The 18,943-nt window shown below is 72.7% G+C and carries 11 protein-coding genes; 2 read left to right on the forward strand and 9 right to left on the reverse strand.

Translation table 11 applies throughout. The features are described from left to right. Positions 1 to 128: 128 nt before the first annotated feature. Positions 129 to 3,026, reverse strand: coding sequence for a vitamin B12-dependent ribonucleotide reductase (locus ACZ501_RS24630; protein ID WP_468798086.1), 2,898 nt, complete (start codon positions 3,024 to 3,026; stop codon positions 129 to 131). Between the two features lie 137 nt (positions 3,027 to 3,163). Then, on the reverse strand, positions 3,164 to 3,679 hold the full coding sequence (nrdR, locus tag ACZ501_RS24635) for a transcriptional regulator NrdR (RefSeq protein ID WP_079431988.1): 516 nt from the start codon (positions 3,677 to 3,679) through the stop codon (positions 3,164 to 3,166). A 527-nt stretch (positions 3,680 to 4,206) separates the two neighbouring features. Between nrdR and lexA the strand changes: the two genes are divergently transcribed. Further along, positions 4,207 to 4,998, forward strand: coding sequence for a transcriptional repressor LexA (gene lexA / locus ACZ501_RS24640; protein WP_125602045.1), 792 nt, complete (start codon positions 4,207 to 4,209; stop codon positions 4,996 to 4,998). A gap of 78 nt (positions 4,999 to 5,076) precedes the next feature. Here lexA and ACZ501_RS24645 read toward each other — a convergent pair whose 3' ends face one another. From ACZ501_RS24645 to ACZ501_RS24660, 4 genes are all read right to left on the reverse strand, one after another. After that, positions 5,077 to 7,047 (reverse strand): ATP-dependent DNA helicase, encoded by a 1,971-nt coding sequence (locus ACZ501_RS24645; RefSeq protein WP_468798089.1) that lies wholly within the window; start codon positions 7,045 to 7,047, stop codon positions 5,077 to 5,079. Between the two features lie 84 nt (positions 7,048 to 7,131). Further along, complete coding sequence (locus tag ACZ501_RS24650; protein ID WP_468798092.1) at positions 7,132 to 7,806, reverse strand: GNAT family N-acetyltransferase; 675 nt, start codon at positions 7,804 to 7,806, stop codon at positions 7,132 to 7,134. Between the two features lie 31 nt (positions 7,807 to 7,837). Beyond that, entirely contained in the window at positions 7,838 to 9,754 is a 1,917-nt protein-coding gene (locus ACZ501_RS24655; protein ID WP_468798095.1) for an IucA/IucC family protein, read from the reverse strand. A 683-nt stretch (positions 9,755 to 10,437) separates the two neighbouring features. After that, complete coding sequence (locus ACZ501_RS24660; RefSeq protein WP_361603817.1) at positions 10,438 to 11,715, reverse strand: diaminobutyrate--2-oxoglutarate transaminase family protein; 1,278 nt, start codon at positions 11,713 to 11,715, stop codon at positions 10,438 to 10,440. 394 nt (positions 11,716 to 12,109) lie between these two features. Between ACZ501_RS24660 and ACZ501_RS24665 the strand changes: the two genes are divergently transcribed. Continuing rightward, a complete protein-coding gene (locus tag ACZ501_RS24665; RefSeq protein ID WP_361603778.1) occupies positions 12,110 to 13,285 on the forward strand; it encodes a trypsin-like serine peptidase in 1,176 nt (391 codons plus the stop codon). Between the two features lie 85 nt (positions 13,286 to 13,370). Here the strand turns inward: ACZ501_RS24665 and hflX are convergent, their stop codons facing one another. The 3 genes from hflX to ACZ501_RS24680 form a co-directional block, all read right to left on the reverse strand. Continuing rightward, positions 13,371 to 14,876, reverse strand: coding sequence for a GTPase HflX (gene hflX / locus ACZ501_RS24670; protein WP_361603781.1), 1,506 nt, complete (start codon positions 14,874 to 14,876; stop codon positions 13,371 to 13,373). 230 nt (positions 14,877 to 15,106) lie between these two features. After that, positions 15,107 to 16,615 (reverse strand): M1 family metallopeptidase, encoded by a 1,509-nt coding sequence (locus tag ACZ501_RS24675; protein ID WP_468798098.1) that lies wholly within the window; start codon positions 16,613 to 16,615, stop codon positions 15,107 to 15,109. Positions 16,616 to 16,780: 165 nt separating this feature from the next. Next, positions 16,781 to 18,853, reverse strand: a complete 2,073-nt coding sequence (locus ACZ501_RS24680; protein WP_361603787.1) for a RelA/SpoT family protein — start codon at positions 18,851 to 18,853, stop codon at positions 16,781 to 16,783. Between the last annotated feature and the right edge of the window lie 90 nt (positions 18,854 to 18,943).

Genomic DNA, 18,943 nt, shown 5'->3' on the forward strand with positions numbered 1-18,943 from the left:
GGATTCCACCGGAACCGGTGCTGCGAAGGGAGGGGCGCCGGCCCAGGGCCGGCGCCCCTCCCTCACAGAGATCGCGCTTCGGGTTCAGCTACGCCGTGATGTGGCATCCGACGCGCTTCCGCCCGGTTTCAGCTGCAGCCGCTGGTGGAGCCGCAGCCCTCGCAGATGTAGCAGGAGCCGGCGCGCTGCATCTTCGTACCGCAGGAGAAGCAGAGCGGGGCGTCGGCGGAGACGCCGAGCTGCATCTCGACCAGTTCGGCGTTGCTGTGCGCCGTCTTGGGAGCCGGGACCGGGGCGACCGCGGCCGGCTTCTGGGCGGAAGCGGCCGGGACCGACGCGAGCGGCGCCGACTGGGCGAGGGTCTCGGTGTCGAGCTCCTCCTCCTCGAGCGGCTCGTAGGAGCCGGTGTCGAGGTGGCGCTGACGCTCCTCGGCCGAGTGGATGCCGAGGGCGGAGCGGGTCTCGAAGGGCAGGAAGTCCAGCGCCACGCGGCGGAAGATGTAGTCGACGATCGACTGGGCCATCCGCACGTCGGGGTCGTCCGTCATACCGGCCGGCTCGAAGCGCATGTTGGTGAACTTCGCGACGTACGTCTCCAGCGGGACGCCGTACTGCAGGCCGACCGAGACGGCGATCGAGAAGGCGTCCATCATGCCCGCGAGGGTCGAGCCCTGCTTGGACATCTTCAGGAAGACCTCGCCCAGGCCGTCGTCCGGGTAGGAGTTCGCCGTCATGTAGCCCTCGGCGCCACCGACCGTGAAGGAGGTGGTGATCCCCGGGCGGCCCTTGGGGAGGCGCTTGCGGACGGGACGGTACTCGATGACCTTCTCGACCGCCGTGCGGATGGTCTCCTCGGCCTTCTCGGTGATCTCGGCCTTCTCCTCCTCCTTCTTCTTGGCGGAGAGGGGCTGGCCGACCTTGCAGTTGTCGCGGTAGATCGCGAGCGCCTTGACGCCCAGCTTCCACGCCTCGAAGTAGATCTCCTCGATCTCCTCGACGGTCGCCGACTCCGGCATGTTGACCGTCTTCGAGATCGCGCCGGAGATCCAGGGCTGGATCGCGGCCATCATGCGGACGTGGCCCATCGGGGAGATGGAGCGCTCGCCCATGGCGCAGTCGAAGACCTCGTAGTGCTCGGACTTCAGGTGCGGGGCGTCGACGACGTTGCCGTGCTCGGCGATGTGGGAGACGATCGCCTCGATCTGCTCTTCCAGGTAGCCCATGCGGCGCAGGGCCTGCGGGACGGTGCCGTTGACGATCTGCATCGAGCCGCCGCCGACGAGCTTCTTGAACTTGACCAGGGCCAGGTCCGGCTCGACACCGGTGGTGTCACAGGACATCGCGAGGCCGATGGTGCCGGTCGGCGCGAGGACGGAGGCCTGGGCGTTGCGGAAGCCGTTCTTCTCGCCGAGGCGCAGGACGTCCTGCCAGGCCTCGGTGGCCGCGGCCCAGATCGCGTTGTCCAGGTCCTCGGTGCGCGGCGCGACGGCGTTGGCGTCGGCGTGCTGCTTCATGACGCGCTTGTGCGAGTCGGCGTTGCGGGCGTAGCCGTCGTACGGGCCGACGATGGCGGCCAGCTCGGCGGAGCGCTTGTACGCGGTGCCGGTCATCAGCGAGGTGATCGAGGCGGCGAGGGTGCGGCCGCCGTCCGAGTCGTAGGCGTGGCCGGTCGCCATCAGCAGGGCGCCGAGGTTGGCGTAGCCGATGCCCAGCTGGCGGAAGGCGCGGGTGTTCTCGCCGATCTTCTGGGTCGGGAAGTCCGCGAAGCAGATGGAGATGTCCATCGCGGTGATGACGAGCTCGACGACCTTGGCGAAGCGCTCGGCGTCGAAGGACTGGTTGCCCTTGCCGTCGTCGTTCAGGAACTTCATCAGGTTCAGCGAGGCGAGGTTGCAGGACGTGTTGTCCAGGTGCATGTACTCGCTGCACGGGTTGGACGCGGTGATGCGGCCGGACTCGGGGCAGGTGTGCCAGTGGTTGATCACACCGTCGTACTGGATGCCCGGGTCGGCGCAGGCCCACGCGGCCTCGGCGAGCTTGCGGAAGAGCGCCTTGGCGTCGACCTTCTCGATGACCTCGCCGGTCATGCGGGCGCGCAGGCCGAACTCGGTGCCGTTCTCGACGGCCGTCATGAACTCGTCGTTCACACGGACGGAGTTGTTGGCGTTCTGGTACTGGACGGACGTGATGTCGTCGCCGCCCAGGTCCATGTCGAAGCCCGCGTCGCGCAGGGCGCGGATCTTCTCCTCCTCCTTCACCTTGGTGGCGATGAAGTCCTCGACGTCCGGGTGGTCCACGTCCAGGACGACCATCTTGGCCGCACGGCGGGTGGCGCCGCCCGACTTGATCGTTCCCGCGGAGGCGTCGGCGCCGCGCATGAAGGAGACGGGGCCGGAGGCGTTGCCGCCGGAGGAGAGGAGCTCCTTGGAGGAGCGGATGCGGGAGAGGTTCAGGCCGGCGCCGGAGCCGCCCTTGAAGATCATGCCCTCTTCCTTGTACCAGTCGAGGATCGACTCCATGGAGTCGTCGACGGCCAGGATGAAGCAGGCGGAGACCTGCTGCGGCTGGGGCGTGCCGACGTTGAACCACACCGGGGAGTTGAAGCTGAAGATCTGGTGCAGGAGGGCGTAGGTCAGCTCGTGCTCGAAGATCTCCGCGTCGGCGGGGGACGCGAAGTAGTCGTAGTCCTCGCCGGCCTTCGTGTACGTCTTCACGATGCGGTCGATGAGCTGCTTCAGACCGGTCTCGCGCTGCGGGGTGCCGACGGCGCCGCGGAAGTACTTGCTGGTGACGATGTTGACCGCGTTCACCGACCAGAAGTCGGGGAACTCGACGCCGCGCTGCTCGAAGTTGACCGAGCCGTCGCGCCAGTTGGTCATGACGACGTCACGGAGCTCCCAGTTCACCTCGTCGTACGGGTGCACGCCGGGGGTGGTGTGGATGCGCTCGATCCGCAGGCCGCCCTTGGCGGCCTTGGTCCCCTTGGTGCGGGAACCACGTGCCGAGCTGCTCGCCGTCTCTGTCATGCCGCCTGCCTCCCATATGCGGGCAAAAACGCCCTAAAGTGCCAGCGCTATTCCGCCGCACAGTGCTGTGTGTCTTGTATCTACGAATCTCGCCGTCCCGGCCGGCGGGGCCGCGCCGCGCTTGCGGCCCCGTGCGGTCAGTCGGCGGCGGAGGCGGGCACGGGGACGACCGGGGGGGTCCCTCCGGGCTCGCACTCATGGGGGTGAGGCCGCGGCTCGCGCAGTTCCGCGATGGCGGTCTCGAAGTCTTCAAGGGTGTCGAACGCTTTGTACACGGATGCGAACCGCAGGTACGCGACCAGGTCGAGCTCCTGCAACGGGCCGAGTATGGCCAGACCCACGTCGTGGGTGGTCAGCTCGGCGCTCCCGGTGGCGCGCACCGCCTCCTCGACCCGCTGGCCGAGCTTGGCGAGGGCGTCCTCGGTGACCGGCCGTCCCTGGCACGCCTTGCGGACGCCGGAGATGACCTTGGTACGGCTGAAGGGTTCGGTGACCCCGCTTCGCTTGATCACCATCAGCGAGGCCGTCTCCACCGTCGTGAAGCGACGGGAGCAGTCGGGGCACTGACGGCGCCGGCGGATCGACGTTCCGTCGTCGGTGGTGCGGCTGTCGACGACGCGGCTGTCGGGGTGCCTGCAGAAGGGGCAGTGCATGGTTCCCTCACCCTCCTCTTGGCACGACTGGATCACCGCACGGAGCCTTGCGACAACGGAGAGCGAGTCTCCGCCGGGGGCTCGTGAAGCAGCCACAAGCATATGCGATGCCGGGCGCCCCGGCGGACCGGGGACCACAACTTCTGGGCGGCTGAGACCATCCAACCACTAGATCTTGGGTTGGACCGGATTTGGGCCACTCCGCGTGTCGCGGCGTCCGATGGCCGGATACGGGGGCTCGCGGTGCCACACTGGGCGCAGCGGCGGACCCGGCCCGGGCACGGCCGATCCAACCGGGAAGGGTACCGTAAGGAGCGGACGCGGAGCCGAACCCGCGTTCGGTCCGGGCGGGCGGCCACAGCCTTCCGGCGGACCGTCGGACCGGCCACCCGTACCGGCCTCCATACACCCACCTATCTAGCCCAGGTGGGGGATCCGCGATTTTTCACTCGAACGTGTGTTTGGCGCAACCTTTCGAAAGCTACTACCGTTGTCCAGCTAGGGAGAACATTTCGAGAGGGGCCGACGTGACCACCACCGCAGACAGCGCCACCATCACTGCCCAGAACCGCTCCCAGAGCCGACTCGAGCCGGTGCACGCCATGAATGACGCAAGTCAGAACCAGGAGGCGGAGGCCGTACGCCCCGCACGCTCGCTGCCAGGGCGACCTCCAGGCATCCGCGCCGACAGCTCCGGGCTCACGGACCGGCAGCGGAGGGTGATCGAGGTCATCCGGGACTCCGTGCAGCGCCGGGGGTACCCGCCGTCGATGCGGGAGATCGGCCAGGCGGTCGGCCTCTCCAGCACCTCGTCCGTGGCACACCAGCTGATGGCCCTGGAGCGCAAGGGCTTCCTGCGGCGTGACCCGCACCGCCCGCGCGCCTACGAGGTGCGCGGCTCGGACCAGCCCAGCTCGCAGCCCACCGACACCACCGGCAAGCCCGCCGCCTCCTACGTTCCCCTGGTCGGCCGGATCGCGGCCGGCGGCCCGATCCTGGCCGAGGAGTCCGTGGAGGACGTGTTCCCGCTGCCCCGCCAGCTCGTCGGCGACGGCGAGCTCTTCGTCCTCAAGGTCGTCGGCGATTCGATGATCGAGGCCGCGATCTGCGACGGCGACTGGGTCACCGTCCGCCGTCAGCCCGTCGCGGAGAACGGCGACATCGTCGCGGCGATGCTGGACGGCGAAGCCACCGTCAAGCGCTTCAAGCGCGAAGACGGGCACGTCTGGCTTCTCCCGCACAACGCCGCCTACCAGCCCATCCCGGGTGACGAGGCGACGATCCTCGGCAAGGTCGTCGCCGTGCTGCGCCGGGTCTGAATCCGCCCGTCGCCCCTCAGCCAGCTCCGGGACCCACTGCGCCGGTCCCGGAGCTGTTGCATGCCCGCAGCCGCGGACCTACGTGCCGTCTGCCTTCGCGCCCGCGTCGATGGCCGCCAGCGAGCGGCGCACCTGGTTGCGGTCCGTGGTGTACCAGAAGTCGGGCAGCGAGGCCCGCAGGAAGCTCCCGTACCGGGCCGTGGCCAGACGGGGGTCCAGGACGGCGACGACACCGCGGTCGCCCGAGGCCCGTACGAGCCGGCCGGCGCCCTGGGCCATCAGCAGGGCCGCGTGGGTGGCGGCGACCGCCATGAAGCCGTTGCCGCCGTTCTCCTCCACCGACTTCTGCCGCGCGCTCATCAGCGGGTCGTCGGGGCGGGGGAACGGGATCCTGTCCATGATCACGAGCTGGCAGCTGGGCCCGGGCACGTCCACGCCCTGCCACAGGGAGAGCGTCCCGAACAGGCAGGTCCGCGGATCCGCCGCGAAGGCCTTGATCAGCTCTCCCAGCGTCTCCTCGCCCTGGAGCAGGATCGGGTTGTCGAGCCGCCCGCGCAGCTCCTCGGCCGCGGCCTTGGCTCCGCGCATGGAGGAGAAGAGGCCGAGGGTGCGGCCGCCGGCCGCCTCGATCAGCTCCGCCAGCTCGTCCATCATGTCGCCGCGGGTGCCCTCCCGGCCCGGGGTGGCCAGGTGCTTGGCGACGTACAGGATGCCCTGCTTGGGATAGTCGAACGGGGACCCCACGTCCAGGCCCCGCCAGAGCGGCACGTCCTCCCCCTCCACCCCTTCCGGGGAGAGGCCGAGCGAGGCCGCGACCCCGTTGAAGTCACCGCCCAGCTTGAGGGTGGCGGAGGTGAGGACCACCGAGCGGTCCTCGAAGAGCTTCTCCCGCAGCAGCCCGGACACCGAGAGCGGGGCGACCCGCAGGGTCGCGCCGAACCGGTCGTGCCGTTCGTACCAGACCACGTCGTACTCGGAGCCGTTCGTGATCCGCTCCGCGACCGCGTGGACGCTCTCCACCGCGGCCAGGGCCTGCTTGCGGACCGCGTCCTCGTCCTGGACGGACTTGTCGCGGGTGGAGCCGATCGCGGAGATCACGCTGCGCGCGGAGTCGCGCAGCGACATCAGCGCGTAGCCGAGGTCCTCGGGAATCTGCTCCAGACGGCCGGGGAGCGCCAGCTCCATGACCCGCTCGAAGGTCTCCGAGGCGGTCTGCAGGGAGTCCGCGACCTTCTCGTCTACGAGCTTGGCGGCCCGCTTCACGGCCCGGTTGACCTGGCCCGGGCTGAGCTCGCCGGTGGCGACGCCCGTGACACGGGAGACCAGCTCGTGGGCTTCGTCCACGATCAGCACCTCGTGCTGGGGCAGCACCGGGGCGCCTTCGATGGCGTCGATGGCGAGCAGCGCGTGGTTGGTGACGACCACGTCGGCGAGCTTGGCCCGCTCACGGGCCGCCTCCGCGAAGCACTCGGCGCCGTACGCGCACTTCGTGGCGCCCAGGCACTCCCGGGAGGAGACCGAGATCTGGCTCCAGGCCTTGTCGGAGACGCCCGGGGTGAGGTCGTCGCGGTCGCCGGTCTCCGTCTCGTCCGCCCAGTCGCGCAGGCGCAGCAGGTCCTTGCCGAGCTTGCTGCTCGGGGCGGCCGCTTCGAACTGGTCGAAGAGGCCCTCTTCCTCGTCCTGCGGGGCGCCCTCGTGCAGCCGGTGCAGGCACAGGTAGTTCGACCGGCCCTTGAGCATGGCGAACTGCGGCCGCCGGCGCAGCTGCGGGTGCAGCGCCTCGACCGTGCGCGGCAGGTCGCGCTCGACGAGCTGGCGCTGGAGCGCCAGCGTCGCCGTGGCGACGACCACGCGCTCGCCGTGGGCGAGGGCCGGCACCAGGTAGCCGAGGGACTTGCCGGTGCCGGTACCGGCCTGGATCAGCCGATGGGAGTTGTCGTCGATCGCTTCGGCGACGGCTTCGGCCATGGCCACCTGGCCGGGCCGCTCCGTGCCGCCGACGGCGGAGACGGCGGCGTGCAGCAGGTCGGAGAGGGAGGGCTTCGTCATAGCACTGCCAACCCTACGGGGCGCCACCGACAGCGGCCGCATCGATCACTCTTCAGGGCGGTGCAGGGGAAGCCGGGGCGGTGATCAGAGCAGGTGGCGCAGCGCCCGCTCACGGATCATCAGGGCGGCTCGTTTGCCGGGGAGGTCGATTTCCCTGGAATAGCGGAAACCGGCGCTCATGAAGGCCGCGACGGAGGGGGTGTTGCGCACGTCCGGTTCCGCGATGACGCGTGTGCAGCGGGGGCGGTTGTCGAAGACGAGCTCCGCGACGGCGCGCAGCAGCGTCTTGCCCAGGCCCCGGCCGCGGTTCGTGCCGGCTCCGATGAGCAGGTGGATGCCCGTGTCGTGGGAGCGCGCCGGGTAGTGGCGGGAGAACGGGTCGAGGTCGGCCCGGTAGATCTCCCAATAGCTCATGGGGCTGCCGTCCAGGAGGCCGAGGCAGGGGATGCTGTGGCCGTGGCCGTCGAGCTGGGCCCGCAGGTGGGCCCTGGTGACGGCGGCCGGGCCGTCCAGTTCCCAGTAGGCGGCCACTTCGGGATCGTTCATCCAGCCCGTGAGCAGGTCCACGTCCCGGCTCGGGCGTACGGGTTCGAGGCGGAAGGCCCCGACCGGTGTCGCGACCGCGCCCCAGCCCGCGGGTGAGTCGAGGAGGTCCGCCTCGGCGAGCAGCGGCAGCAATCCGGCGGTGAAGCGGTGCGCGGTGGCCTCCTGCGAGACGAGGCTGCCGGCGGAGCCGGTGGTCGTGTCCGTGGGAAACATCGGGGCTCTTCTCGGTGTCGGCGGGAGCGCGTCAGTCGTGCAGGGGGTTGGCGATGGTGACGTAGACGGACTGGGTGTCGACGGGGCCCACGAGCTCGTCGAGGCCGCCCAGGCGGGTGAGCAGGTTCGCCTTGCAGCGGAGGGTGGGCGAGTCGAGCAGCTGCCCGGGGACCGGGCCGAGGCCCGCGGCCTTGCCGAGGAAGCGGCGGAAGGCGGCGAGGAGCACGCGCTCGTCCGCGAGCCGCTGGGATCCGAAGGCGCCGATGAGGCCGATCACGTTGTTGATGCCGAGGTAGTAGGCGAAGCGTTCGTCGGTGACGGAGTCCGGGACGAAGGTGTCGCTGGTGCTGCCGATGCCGGGGAGGCGGCGTTCCAGTTCGGCGCGCCGGGAGTCGCGGAAGTAGTAGCCCTGGTTGTCGCGGAAGCGGCCGCCGACGGGCCAGCCTGCCCGGTCGAGGATCACCAGGGTGTTCTGCTGGTGCGCTTCGAGGGCGATGCCCGCGAGGGCGTCGAAGGCGAGGACCGGCAGGACGACGTGGTCGAGGTAGCGCAGGAACCACTCCGTGGCGACGGCGGAGACGGGCCGGCCGGTGGTCACGGCGAGCCGGGAGAGGGTGTCGGCGAGCCGGGAGCGCATGGTGGGCCGGCCGGGCCACGGGCGGAGGGAGGTCAGCGCGGCGACGCAGACGGCGTCGTCGTCGGAGCCGAAGGGGTTGTGGCGCAGGACGGCGTCGAATCCCCGGACGGGAGTGCCGTCCAGGGCGTCGACGGCGACCCAGGCGGGGTCGCGCACGATGTCGAAGCCGGGGTGGACGCTCTGCCACTGCTCGGCGAGGCCGGTGCGGAGCAGCCGGTGCACTTCGACACCGCGGTGGAGCTCCTTGCGGAGGTTCTCGCGGCGGGAGTTGGTGATGCGCAGGCCGAGGGAGAGCTTGAGCATCGCCGGGATGCCGGGGCGGTGGACGGTGCGGACGGAGGAGGTGGGGTACCAGGGGTCGCCGTACGGGCCCAGGTCGGTGAGGAGTCCCGCGTCGCGGAGGGCGGTGACGGCGGGGCGCCGGAGGACGTCGCGGGCCTGCCAGGGGTGCAGGGGGAGGGCGGTGGTGCCGGCGGGCAGCGGGAGTCCGGGGGCGAGGCGGGCGAGGAGCCGGGCGGCGGAGACGGGGCGGCCCCGTTCGGTCCAGGCGGAGTCGGTGGCGAGGGCGTCGGGGGCGACGGCCATCCAGTGCAGGGGGAAGGAGCCGTGGAGTTCGGGCGAGTACTGGCGTACTTCGGCTTCGGAGAGTCCTTCGCGGCTCTTGGGGTCCGGCTGGAGGGGGTGGCCGAGGAGGAGTGACTGTTCGGCGGTGAGGAAGCGGTCCCCGGCGACGGGGGCGGGCCCGGTGGGGCGTCGGCGCCGGTCGGCGATGAACTCGGCGGTGCGGCGCACCGAGTCGGCGACCCGGCCCACGAGGTCGGTGCCGCTGCGGCCGTCGCCCTCGCGGGCGAGCAGGGCGGCGAGGGTGACGGCGTCCACGGCCTGCGCGTGGGCGGGGGTGCCTTCGATGCGGGCGGGGGCAAAACGGTGCCAGCCCGCCGGGGACCAGTACCGGACGGGGACGAGCAGGGCGGCCCCGGACGCGGGGAGGGGGATGCGGAGCAGGGTTCCGGCGGGCCCGTCGGGGCGGCCGACACCCCTCTCGCGGACCCAGCACCGCAGGAGGTTCTCCACCGTCGCGGCCTCGGCGGCGATGGCCGGGTCGGCGTGGTCCAGCAGGTCGGGCAGCGCCGCCGGTTCGGGGCCGGCCGGTCCGGTGCCGCCCACCCGGGGGCGGAGGGTGCCGTCCTGCTGCCGGGGCACGGTTCCGGTGCCCGCCGGGGGGTGGGCCGGGCGTGCCTGCCCCGCCGAGGGGGCGGGTCCGGGCGAGGGGGCATGCCCCGGCGAGGGGGCGGGTCCCGGCGCAGGCACCGCTCCGGCGTGGGCGCGCCCGGGCCCGGCCTGCCGAGCCGGGTCCCCGGCCGGGTGCGCCGGGGCCGGGTCGGCCGCCGGGGGCTCTGCCCTGTGGGCCGGAACCGCCGCCGGGTCGGCCGCGGCCGGGTGAACCGGAGCCTCCGTCGGGGTGACCGGGGCTGCCGCCCAGCCGGCCAGGGCCCCTCCGGGGCCGACCGCGGGTCCGGCAGGGTCGGCCGGAGCCGGGTGGGCCGGAGCCGCCGCCGGGGTGGCCGGGGGTACTGCCCGGGGGGCCGGGGTCCCTGCCGGGCCGGCCGGGGGTACTGCCAGGGGGGCCGGGGTCGCTGCCGGGGTGGCCGGGGGCGCTACCCAGGGTGCCGGGTTCCCTGGCGGAACGGGCGGGGATGCTGCCCACGGGGCCGGGGTCCCTGCCGGGGCTGCGGCAGGGGCGGCCGGGTGCGCCGGGTTCCCTGGCGGAACGGGCGGGGATGCTGCCCACGGGGCCGGGGCCCCTGCCGGGGCTGCGGCAGGGGCGGCCGGGGGCGCCGGGGGGTGCGGCGGGTCGTCCGCCGTCCGGGGTGGTGGCCAGGCGGCCGGGGTGCCCGGCGGGCGGGTGGGGGCGGAGGGGGGCGCTTCGTCCGCCGGGGGCGGGGTGGCGGGGCGGGGGGCGGGGTCGGGCATCGGGGGTCCTTCGCGTGCGGTCAGTGGAGCCGGCGGGCGGCGGCGGGGACGGCGTCGGCCAGCCGGTCCAGGACGGCCGCGGCCTGTTCGTCGGTCAGGGTCAGCGGGGGCAGCAGCCGCACGACGCTGGAGTGGCGGCCCCCCAGCTCGACGATCAGCCCGCGGTCCAGGCACTCCTGGCGGACCTCGGCAGCGAGGGCGGGCGCCGCGGCGCCGGTGGCGGGGTCGACCAGTTCGAGGCCGATCATCAGGCCGCGGCCCCGGACGTCGCCGATGCAGGGCTGGTCCGCGGCCAGGCCGCGCAGTGCCGCCAGCATCCGTCCCCCCAGGACCGCCGCACGCTCGGCGAGGCCGTTGCGGCGGACGTAGGCGAGGGTGGCGGTGCCCGCGGCCATGGCGAGCTGGTTCCCGCGGAACGTTCCGGCATGGGCGCCGGGGGCCCAGACGTCCAGTCCGGCCCGGTAGACGATCACGGCGAGCGGCAGGCTGCCGCCGATGGCCTTGGACAGGACCATCACGTCGGGGACCACCCCCGCGTGGTCGACGCCCCAGAAGGCGCCGGTGCGGCCGACCCCGGTCTGCACCTCGTCCGCGATGAGCGGGATGCCGCGGGCCGCGGTGATCTCCCGCATCCGGCGCAGCCAGGCGTCCGGGGCGGGGTGGACCCCGCCCTCGCCCTGCACGGGCTCGACGATCATGGCGGCGGGTGCCGGCACTCCGCCCTTGGGGTCGTCAAGCAGGCTCTCCGTCCAGCGGGCGCCGAGCCGTGCCCCCTCGGCGCCGCCGACCCCGAAGGGGCAGCGGTGGTCCTGCGGGTAGGGCAGCCGGGTCACCCGTACGTCGACGGCGCCGCCCGAGGCCTCCAGCGCTCCGGCGGTCATGCCGTGGTAGGCGCCGGTGAAGGTGAGGAGCCCGCTGCGCCCGGTGGCGGTGCGGACCAGTTTCAGCGCGGCCTCGACGGCGTCGGTCCCGGCGGGGCCGCAGAACTGGATCCGGGCGTCGGCGGCGAGCTCGTCCGGCAGGTTCGCGAAGAGCTCGGTGGTGAAGGCGTCCTTGACCGGGGTGGCGAGGTCGAGGACGTGCAGGGGCGCCCCCGAGTCGAGGACGCCGCGGATGGCTTCGAGCACGACGGGGTGGTTGTGCCCGAGGGCGAGGGTGCCCGCGCCGGACAGGCAGTCGAGGTAGCGACGCCCGTCGGCGCCCTCGATCGTCAGCCCGCGGGCGCGCACCGGCACGATGGGCAGCGAGCGGGCGTAGGTCCGGGCCGCGGATTCGCGCAGCGCCTGCCGGCGCAGGATGCCCTCGGCGGAGGCGGGCCCGCGCCCGCCCTGCGGCGGGACCTGCGCCCCGGGCGACGCCTGCGCCGCGGCGTCCGCCGCGGTCTGCTGGGGGGTTTGCGCCGCGGCTGCGGTCGGCTCGGTCACGGCCACGACTGTCGGTCCTCCCGCACGGCTGCCCTTCCGGATCGCGCCTCGAACACGGGCGCTGCTGCACCATCCCCCGTACGTAGCAACGACGGTGGAGGCGCTCGATCACGGGTCGCCCGAAGATCCTTGCGGTCCCGGCCGGAATGTCTCCCCGAGGAACCGCCGACCCGGGGGCCGCCGTCCTAGGCCACGGCGGCATAGTGGGGTTGCGATCCACCCCGATCGACTCCGTCCAACACCTCGAATCTCCAGGGGGATTTACGACATGCGACCGAACCGACCGGTCACCGCGATACTCAGCGCGGCCGCGCTCGCGCTGACGGCCTCGGCCTGCGGACCCGACGGCGGTGAGGCCGGCGGCGACGCCAAGCCGACCGTGGCTGCGAGCCTGCCGTCCGGCGCGACGGACGGGATCCAGATCCCGGACGAGCTCAAGGACAAGCTCAAGCAGCACGGCTTCGACCTGGAGAAGTGGAGGGGGGGCGCCTGGAAGAACTGGAAGAAGGAGGACTGGCTCCGCGAGGCGGGCGACTACGTCAACCCGATCATCGACGGTCTGTGGGACCCGGACCGGATGCGTGACGCGGAGCAGCCGCAGCGCCCGGCCGTCGACCCGGACGCCGGCAAGGACCAGGGCGTCACCGATCCCACCCCGGCGCCCGTGGCGGCCACGCCGGCGGCTTCGCCGTACCACACGAGCGTTCCCGCGTCCGGCAAGGTCTTCTTCGACGGCCCCGAGGGCTCGATGGTCTGCTCGGCGACGGTCGTGAAGGACCCGGCCCACCCGGGCAAGTCCAACATGGTCTGGACTGCGGGCCATTGCGTGCACGCGGGCAAGGCCGGCGGCTGGTACCGCAACATCGCGTTCGTCCCGTCCTACAACAACGCCGGCAAGCCGGCGGCGGCCCTGAAGGGCGCGCCGCGCGAGCAGGTGGCCCCGTACGGCGTGTGGTGGAGCGACTGGGCGCAGACCTCCGACCAGTGGATCGCCACCGGCGGCCCGACGGGCGGCGCGGGTGCCCCGTACGACTTCGCGGTGCTCCACGTGACGCCGGAGAAGGGCGGCGGCAAGTCGCTGGAGGAGACGGTCGGTACGGCGCTGCCGGTGGAGTTCAACGCCCCGGCGGTGCCGAAGGTCGCGAGCATGACGGCGACGGGCTACCCGGCGGCGGCCCCGTTCGACGGGCAGAAGGCGTACCAGTGCACGGACAAGCCGGGCCGGCTGGCGCTGCGGCAGGCCGACCCGGTGATGTACCGCATCGGGTGCACCATGACGGGCGGTTCCTCCGGTGGCGGCTGGGTCGCCGCGGGTGCCGACGGCAAGCCGGCGCTGGTGTCGAACACCTCGATCGGTCCGGCGAAGGCCGGGTGGCTGGCCGGACCGAAGCTGGGTCCGGAGGCCAAGGGCATCTACGACGCGGTGAGCGCGAAGTTCAAGTAGCCCCGGCGGTCGACCACATGAGGGAGGGCCCCCGCTCGATCCGAGCGGGGGCCCTCCCTCGTGTACTGCTGCCTTGCTCGTGCCGTTACTGCTTGGCGGGCACGTACGGCGTCAGCTCGGCCGCCAGTTCCCGGTGGACCCGGGCCTTGAGCAGGGTGCCCTCCGGGGTGTGCTCCTCGGAGATCACCTCGCCCTCGGCGTGGGCCCGGGCGATCAGCCCGCCGCGGGTGTACGGCACGAGGGCCTCCACCTCGACCGCGGGCCGGGGCAGCTCACTGTCGATGAGCGCGAGGAGTTCCTCGATGCCCTGGCCGGTGCGGGCCGAGACGGCGATGGAGTGCCGCTCGATGCGCAGCAGCCGCTGCAGGACGAGCGGGTCGGCGGCGTCCGCCTTGTTGATCACCACGATCTCGGGCACGTCGACCGCGCCGACCTCGCGGATGACCTCGCGCACCGCCGCCAGCTGCTCCTCCGGTGCCGGGTGCGAGCCGTCCACGATGTGCAGGATGAGGTCGGAGTCGCCGACCTCCTCCATCGTGGAGCGGAACGCCTCGACGAGGTGGTGGGGCAGGTGCCGGACGAAGCCCACGGTGTCGGCCAGGGTGTAGACGCGGCCGGAGGGGGTTTCGGCCCGGCGCACGGTCGGGTCGAGGGTGGCGAACAGTGCGTTCTCCACCAGCACGCCCGCGCCCGTGAGGCGGTTGAGCAGGGAGGACTTGCCGGCGTTGGTGTAGCCGGCGATGGCGACCGAGGGGACCTTGTTGCGGCGGCGTTCCTGCCGCTTGATGTCCCGGCCGGTCTTCATCTCGGCGATCTCCCGGCGCATCTTGGCCATCTTCTCGCGGATGCGGCGCCGGTCGGTTTCGATCTTGGTCTCACCGGGGCCTCGGGTGGCCATGCCGCCACCGCCGCCGCCGCCCATCTGCCGGGAAAGCGACTGGCCCCAGCCGCGCAGGCGCGGCAGCATGTACTGCATCTGCGCGAGTGCGACCTGTGCCTTGCCCTCTCGGGACTTGGCGTGCTGGGCGAAGATGTCGAGGATGAGGGCGGTCCGGTCGACGACCTTGACCTTGACCACGTCCTCGAGCGCGATGAGCTGGCCGGGGCTGAGCTCGCCGTCGCAGACGACGGTGTCGGCCCCGCTCTCGAGCACGATGTCGCGCAGTTCGCGGGCCTTGCCGGAGCCGATGAAGGTGGCCGGGTCGGGCTTGTCGCGGCGCTGCATCACACCGTCGAGCACGAGGGCGCCCGCCGTCTCGGCGAGGGCCGCGAGCTCCGCGAGGGAGTTCTCGGCGTCGCTGACCGTGCCGGAGGTCCAGACACCGACGAGGACCACGCGCTCCAGGCGGAGCTGGCGGTACTCGACCTCGGTGACGTCCTCGAGTTCGGTGGAGAGACCGGCCACGCGGCGCAGTGCCGCGCGGTCGGAGCGGTCGAACTGGTCGCCGTCCCGCTCTCCGTCGACCTCGTGGCTCCAGGCGACGTCCTCTTCCATCAGGGCATCGGCCCGAAGGCTCTCGGTGAAGCTCTGCGCGTCCCGCACGTCCTGCGCGTCCCGCGGGTCCTGGGAAGGGGAAGAAGAGGAGGTCATTGGATCCTTACGTCGATTCGATGGTGTCGCGCCGGGCGGTCCCGGTCCGGCCGGTTCGGCCAGGGCCAAAGGTACCGCTGTGCGTGACATAACACTGTCACGTCCAACGCGTGGGCCGGTCCACTGATTCCCCGGAGCGCGATCCCCCGGGAGGTGGTCCCCCGGAGCGCCCCGTCGGCCTCGTTGATGGTGTCATGCCCGTTCCCCGCCCGTCATACCGTTTTCCGCCCCTACGGCTTCCGCGGGGCGGGGGAGGACGCGGCGGCCCGGGAGGGTGCCGGGGCGGCGGAGGAGGCCGGGGCGGCCCAGTCGGGGTGTCCCGGCATCGCCGGCGTGGTCTCCCCGTACAGCCACGGCCGCAGGAAGGCGGTCAGGTCGCGTCCGGCCTCCCGTGAGGCCAGCCGTACGAAGTCCTCCGTGCCCGCGGTCCCGTCCTTGTGCTCCGCCACCCAGCGCCGCTCGACCCGGTCGAAGGCGTCGGCGCCGATCTCCTGGCGCAGGGCGTAGAGGATCAGTGCGGCCCCGTCGTAGACGACGGGCCGGAACAGGCCGATCTTCTGCCCGGGGGCGGCCGCCTTGGGCGCGGCCGGCGGGCCGCCCTGGGCCCGCCACTGGTCGGAGCGCTGGTAGGCCTCGCGCATACGGCGCTCCAGGGGGTACTTCCCGAGCCCGTCCGCGTACAGGGCCTCGTACCAGGTGGCGTGTCCCTCGTTGAGCCACAGGTCGGACCAGGTCCGCGGGGTCACGCTGTCGCCGAACCACTGGTGGGCGAGCTCGTGGACCATGACGGACTCGACGTACCAGTCCGGGTAGCCGGCCGCCTCCCCGGCGAACAGGCCGTGCTCGAAGAGCGAGAGGGTCTGGGTCTCCAGCTCGAAGCCGGTCTTCGCCCGGGCGATCAGCACCCCGTAGTTCTCGAAGGGGTAGCGCCCGACGCGCTCCTCCATCCACGTGACGTGCCCGGCGGTCTTGGCCAGCCAGGGCTCCAGCCGTTCCCGGTCGGCGGCGGGCACCACGTCGCGCAGCGGCAGGCCGTGCGGTCCGGTGTGGTGGAGGACGGCGGAGCGCCCGATGGAGACCTGGGCCAGCTCGGTGGCCATGGGGTGCAGGGTCCTGTACGTCCACTCGGTGGCGCCGCCGGCGCGGGCGGCCGGGAGGGCGCCGGGCAGCCCGTTGGCGACGGCCCTGTACCCGTCGGGGGCGGTGATCCGGAAGGTGAAGAAGGCCTTGTCGGCGGGGTGGTCGTTGCAGGGGAAGACGCGGTGGGCGGCGTCGGCCTGGTTGGCCATGGCCAGGCCGTCCTCGGTGGTCACCCACCCGCCGTCCGAGGCCCTGCCGCGCGGGTCGCTGGTGTGCCGGACGGTGATGTGCAGCGCTGCGCCGGCGGGCACCGGGTGCGCGGGGGTCAGGACGAGGTCCTCCCCGGCGGCCTCGAAGCGGGCGGGCTGCCCGTTGACCTGGGCGGAGGCCACGGTGCCGTGGGTGAAGTCGAGGTTGACCCGCTCCAGCGGCTCCAGGCTGCGGGCTCGGATGGTGGTGACCGCGTCGAGCGGGCTGCGGTTGTCCTTGTACGTCAGGGACAGGTCGTAGGCGAGGACGTCGTAGCCGGGGTTGCCCAGCTCGGGGAAGAGCCGGTCGCCGATGCCCAGCGGCTTCGGCGGGGGCAGCACGGCGGCGACGAGCGTCAGGGAGGCCGCGGCGAGCAGGGAGGCGCGCAGGCGGGGGGAGGTGAGCTGCATCCACCATCGCTTACCAGCGCGTGTCGCGGGCCCGCGAGCGGCGCGCGACGACTCCACCCGAACGAGGCGCCCGGACGGGCACCGGACCCCGTGCGCCCCGGCGTACTCCCCCGGCGTGGAAACGTCCCCCGCCGTCTTCCGGCCCCCGCCCCCTCCGCCGCCCCGCTAGGCCCGGCTCACGTCGTAGACGCCGGGCACGTCCCGCATCGCCCGCATCAGCGCCGGCAGCACCGACGCGTCGGGCAGGTGCAGGGTGTAGCTGTGCCGGACCCGCTGTTCGACGGGCGGCTCGACGGTGGCGGAGACCACCTCGACCCCGAGCCGGGCGATGGCCTCGGTCAGGTCGGCCAGCAGGTGCGGGCGGCCGAACGATTCGGCGAGCAGGGTGACCCGGCAGTCCGCGGTGGCCCGCCAGTGCACGGCGACGGAGGTGCGGCCCAGGGAGCGCATCTGGGCCACGGCCGGGCAGTGGACGCGGTGGACGGTGACCGCGCCGCCGCGTACGAGGAACCCGGCGACGGCATCCGGCGGCACCGGGGTGCAGCATCCGGCGAGGCGCACGTGGGCGTGGGGCAGGTCGGCGACGGCGTTGCCCCCGCCGCCGCGCAGCCCCGGTACCGACAGCGGCGCCCGGGGCGCGGCGGTGGCGGGGCCGGGGCCGTCCGGGTGGCTCTGGAGCCAGCTGCTGATGGCGATCCGGGCGGCCGGGGTCCTGGCGTGCTCCAGCCAGTCGGCGGCGGGCCCGGAGGAGGCGTCCTGGGCGAGGAGCAGCTGGACGGTGTCCCCGTCGGAGAGCGGGGAGGAGAGGGAGGTGAGGCGCCCGTTGACGCGGGCGCCGATACAGCCGTGGGCCGCCTCGCCGTGCTGCGCGTAGGCGGCGTCGATGCAGCTGGCGCCGGCCGGCAGGCCCAGCGTCCCCCCGTCGGCGCGGAAGACGGTGATCTCCCGGTCCTGGGCCAGCTCGGCGCGCAGCACGCTCCAGAAGGTGTCCGGGTCGGGCGCGGACTGCTGCCAGTCGAGGAGCCGGGAGAGCCAGCCGGGGCGGGTGGGGTCGACGCGTTCCTCGTCGCAGTCGGCGGTCTCCCCCGTGGCGTACGGGTTGCCGAGGGCGACGACCCCGGCCTCGGCGACGCGGTGCATCTGGCGGGTGCGGACGATGACCTCGGCGACGTACCCCTCGGGCACGGCGACGGCGGTGTGCAGCGACTGGTAGAGGTTGAACTTGGGGACGGCGATGAAGTCCTTGAACTCCGAGACGACCGGGGTGAAGCAGGTGTGGAGTTCGCCGAGGACGCCGTAGCAGTCGGCGTTCTCGGCGACGAGGACGAGGATGCGGCCGAAGTCGGAGCCGCGCAGTTCGCCGCGCTGGCGGGAGATGCGGTGCAGGGATACGAAGTGCCGCGGCCTCACCTGGACCTCGGCGGCGATGCCGGCGTCGCGCAGGACGGCGCGTACGGACTCGGCGATGGCGGCGAGGGGGTCGTCGTCGCCTGCGCGGGCGGCGATGAGGGCGCGGGTGTGCTCGTACTCCTCGGGGTGCAGGATCGCGAAGACGAGGTCTTCGAGCTCGGTCTTGAGGGCCTGGACGCCGAGGCGTTCGGCGAGGGGGATCAGGACGTCGCGGGTGACCTTGGCGATGCGCGCCTGTTTCTCGGGGCGCATGACGCCGAGGGTGCGCATGTTGTGGAGCCGGTCGGCGAGTTTGATGGACATGACGCGGACGTCGTTGCCGGTGGCGACGAGCATCTTGCGGAAGGTCTCGGGTTCGGCGGCGGCCCCGTAGTCGATCTTCTCGACCTTGGTGACGCCGTCGACGATGAAGCAGACCTCGTCGCCGAACTCCTCCCGGACCTGTTCGAGCGTCACCTCGGTGTCCTCGACGGTGTCGTGGAGCAGAGAGGCAGTCAGGGTGGTGGTCTCGGCGCCGAGTTCGGCGAGGATGAGGGTGACGGCGAGGGGGTGGGTGATGTACGGCTCGCCGCTCTTGCGCATCTGGCCGCGGTGGGAGTGCTCCGCGAGCAGGTAGGCCTTCCGCAGGATGGACAGGTCGGCGTCCGGATGGTGGGCGCGGTGGGCTTCTGCTACGTGCCCGATGGCGTCCGGCAGGCGGTCGCGGGACGCGGGTCCGAGCAGGGCCGCGCGCCCCAGGCGGCGCAGATCGAGCCGGCTCCGGCCCCGTCTGCGCAGCTCAGGGCGCACATCGGCATGTGCTTCGGGGTTCGTGGCCTCTGCACTCATGGGCACCTCCGGCGGCTTCGACCGGCGGTGGCGGGCATGGGGTGAGCCCTCAGGGCCGGTGCCTGATGTTACCGACCCCACCACGTGGCG

The organism is Streptomyces sp. NPDC034085, from assembly GCF_055575555.1.